At 65.9% G+C, this 2,956-nt stretch carries 3 protein-coding genes; 2 read left to right on the top strand and 1 reads right to left on the bottom strand.

What is annotated here, in order from left to right; translation table 11 throughout:
• Positions 1-32: 32 nt before the first annotated feature.
• A complete protein-coding gene (locus VH969_RS15930) occupies positions 33-962 on the bottom strand; it encodes a nitroreductase family protein (protein ID WP_331974808.1) in 930 nt (309 codons plus the stop codon).
• A gap of 512 nt (positions 963-1,474) precedes the next feature.
• Here VH969_RS15930 and VH969_RS15935 point away from each other — a divergent pair.
• Positions 1,475-2,646 (top strand): IS3 family transposase gene (locus VH969_RS15935; RefSeq protein ID WP_414638524.1). Its coding sequence is split into 2 segments (ribosomal slippage): positions 1,475-1,727 and positions 1,727-2,646, totalling 1,173 coding nucleotides; the frame shifts between segments, so codons are not numbered across the junction.
• Between the two features lie 57 nt (positions 2,647-2,703).
• Positions 2,704-2,862 carry a BREX-2 system ATPase PglY family protein gene (locus VH969_RS34650; RefSeq protein ID WP_527249160.1) on the top strand — a complete coding sequence of 53 codons (159 nt, stop codon included), beginning with the start codon at positions 2,704-2,706 and terminating at the stop codon, positions 2,860-2,862.
• The last annotated feature ends 94 nt before the right edge of the window (positions 2,863-2,956 follow it).

A 2,956-nucleotide genomic window follows, 5' to 3' on the forward strand; every position in this document is an offset into this window, starting at 1 on the left:
CGTCGTGAACGCCGTCACCGGACGATTTTCCGTCACCGGACTTCGGCGCCCGACTCGACGGGTGGACCAACCGTCGAGTCGACCGGCCGCATGAGGACGGTAGCGAGGTCACGTCGCACACTGGGTGATTGTCCCGACGCCCCTACCGTGGGCCACCCCACGCGCACGAAGATCTGTGGTGTTGCGGTTTCGCCCACAGCCGGGTGCTGGGTTCCCATCTCGTGGCCTCGGCTGAGTGGTGTGGTCGCGAGCCCGGCCTGGGTGGCGGTGAGCAGCACCGAGCTGAGCGCCTGCCCGGCCCTCAGCCGGTCCTGTGTTCTGTCCTCGCTCGTCGCGAGCAGGAAGAACTCGGCGCCGTCGTCGGGAAGGCGGTAGCCCAACGGCGGGCCGGAGCTGTCGTGGTGGGTGGCCGTAGGACGGCTCGAAATGTGCAGTGCTGTGGTGTGGCCGTTGGTCCAGAGTTTGCGTTCGGTCGCCGCCGCGAATGCATTGTTGAACGCCTCCCGCACTCCGTTCGCCTGCACCATCCGGACGTCGAAGCGGCGGGCTGCGTCGACGAGCGCGGCCTGCAGCGCTACGGGAACCGGCTGACAACGCATCCGGCGCAGCTCTGTGTGGCGGCGGGCGATCGCGCCGAACAGGCGAGCGGTGGCCGGATCCGGCGGCGAATCGCTGATCGTGATGGTTGCGAGGTGGGTGTTGTCCTGCGGGTCGGGCATGCGTTTGACGTACGCGTCGTGGCCCGCGTGGCCCAGCGCCACGACCAGGTGGTGCAACGCGACGCCGCAGCTGATCGTCAGATCTCGCCCGTCCGGATCGGTCACGGGCAGTTGGCTGCTGACATCGGCGAACAGGTCGACCACGTCGCCGCCGAGTCGCCAGCGCCAGGGCTGGGTGTTGTGCACCGAGGGCGCGCGAAGGGCATGTTCCAGCACCTGCGCCAGCCGAGCGGTCCGGATCATCGTGGGCACCTCCCGCGTCATACGCCCAGAGTTGCCCTTCCCCTTGCAGGCGACAGGAGTCGCAAGACCCGTTCGCGCGGGGCCGGGAGTCCCCTACGCCAGCGCCTGTTTGGAGCGCCATGACCGGCCCCATGAGCTCGGCGAACGAGGGGAGGCGAAATCGTTGGCGATCCGCCTTCGCGGATCGCCACCCTGACGACGCACTGCTCTCCATCAGCGACCCGCTACTGGGTGGACTTCTTGGTCCGTGTGGTGCGGCTCGTGGTGCGAACTGGAGTCGAGCAGTGCACGCAGTGCACGCTCAGTAGTCTGCTGGCGAACCATAGTCGCTGGTAGCGGCTCTAATGTACACGGAGAGCAACCCCCTCACCCGGCCCCACCATCTGACCAGCAGCGATGCTGCTGAATGTCGATCACGTGTGGCTCCGGCTTCGCTGACGCGCTTGGTGGCGTGCCTCCCACATTTCGGATAGCGGACCCAATAAGGTCCCGTTCGAAATGGAGGAACATCGATGCGGGAGAAGCGCCGGAAATTCACTCCGGAGTTCAAGTCTGAAGCGGTTCGCCTTGTGGTCGACACCTCACGTCCTATCGCTGAGGTTGCCCGCGAGATCGGCGTGCACGAGGGCACGCTCGGCAACTGGGTCAACAAGTACCGTGTCGAGCACGCCGGTGACGAGCCACCACTGACCCTGCCGGAGCGAGCACGCTTGCGGGAACTCGAGCGGGAGAACCGCGAGTTGCGGATGAAGACGGAGTTCCTGGGAAAGGCGGCCGCCTTTTTCGCCCAGGAGTATCGGTGAGCGAGAAGTACTCGTTCATCGACGCGGAAAAGGCAGACTACCCGATCGTGAAGATGTGCGCCTGGCTGAAGGTTTCGACCTCGGGCTTCTACGCCTGGCGGGACCGACCGGCCTCGGCGACCGCGCGCCGTCGTGCTCGGCTGGCCATACTCGTCCAGGTGATCTTCGACGCCTCCGACGGCACCTACGGCTACCGCCGCATCCACGCCGCGCTGCTCCGGCAGGGCGAGGACTGCGGGCCCGAACTGGTCCGCGACCTCATGCGGGAACTCGACCTGGTGCCCTGCCAGCCACGACCGTGGCGGCCGACCACGACCCAACCCGGTGAGGCCGGCCAGACCCTCCCCGACCTGGTGGGCCGCGACTTCACCGCCGACGCACCGGGCACCAAGCTCGTCGGGGATATCACCTATCTGCCGACCTGGCAGGGCTTCTCCTACCTGGCCGCCGTCATCGACTGCTGCACCAAAGAATGCATCGGATACGCCATCGCCGACCACATGCGCGCCGAGCTCGTCATCGACGCACTCCACATGGCCGCGCGCAACTACCCACTGGCACCAGGAGTGATATTCCACAGCGACCACGGCTCGCAATATCTCAGCCAAGCGTTCGCCGATGCCGCCGCCCGGCTCGACGTCCGCCAATCCGTGGGCCGAGTGGGTTCCTGCTTCGATAATGCCCTCGCGGAATCGTTCAATGCCACGCTCAAAGTCGAGCGGGTCAACCGCACCGCCTACCCGACAAGGGAACACGCCCGCAGGGATGTGGCCCGCTACATCGAGTTCCGCTACAATACCAAGCGACTTCACTCGGCGCTGGGCTACCGAACCCCACGGGAGGCCTACAACGAGTACCAGAATCAACGGCAAGCGGCCTGACAACACCAATAGTAGCTATCCGAAAAACGCGGGGCGGCCCAGATCCGGGCTAAGGCGATGGAGACCGGCGAGCGGCGCGCCGTCGTGGACGCCAAGAAGCTCTCGGTGGTGCGGCGCATCGTGCACGGGCTGGAGCTCGGGGAGGTTCGTGACGGGCCGCTGACGCTGTCGGTGCGGCCACCGAAGGATCGGAGGTGCTCGTCGGCAAGATCATAGCCGTAGCATCCCTCATCGACCTGCATAAGCTATTTGTGAGTTGTAGGCAGCAGCGCCGCTTTTATGGTCGTTTCGTGTCGCCTGGGACGCTGTT

The organism is Actinophytocola sp. (assembly GCF_036555685.1).
Classification (GTDB): domain Bacteria; phylum Actinomycetota; class Actinomycetes; order Mycobacteriales; family Pseudonocardiaceae; genus Actinophytocola.

What these genes read in the sequence shown, in the direction of transcription:
- VH969_RS15930 (WP_331974808.1), bottom strand. Translation starts at nt 962, where the DNA reads ATGATCCGGACCGCTCGGCTGGCGCAGGTGCTGGAACATGCCCTTCGC.
- VH969_RS34650 (WP_527249160.1), top strand. Translation starts at nt 2,704, where the DNA reads ATGGAGACCGGCGAGCGGCGCGCCGTCGTGGACGCCAAGAAGCTCTCG.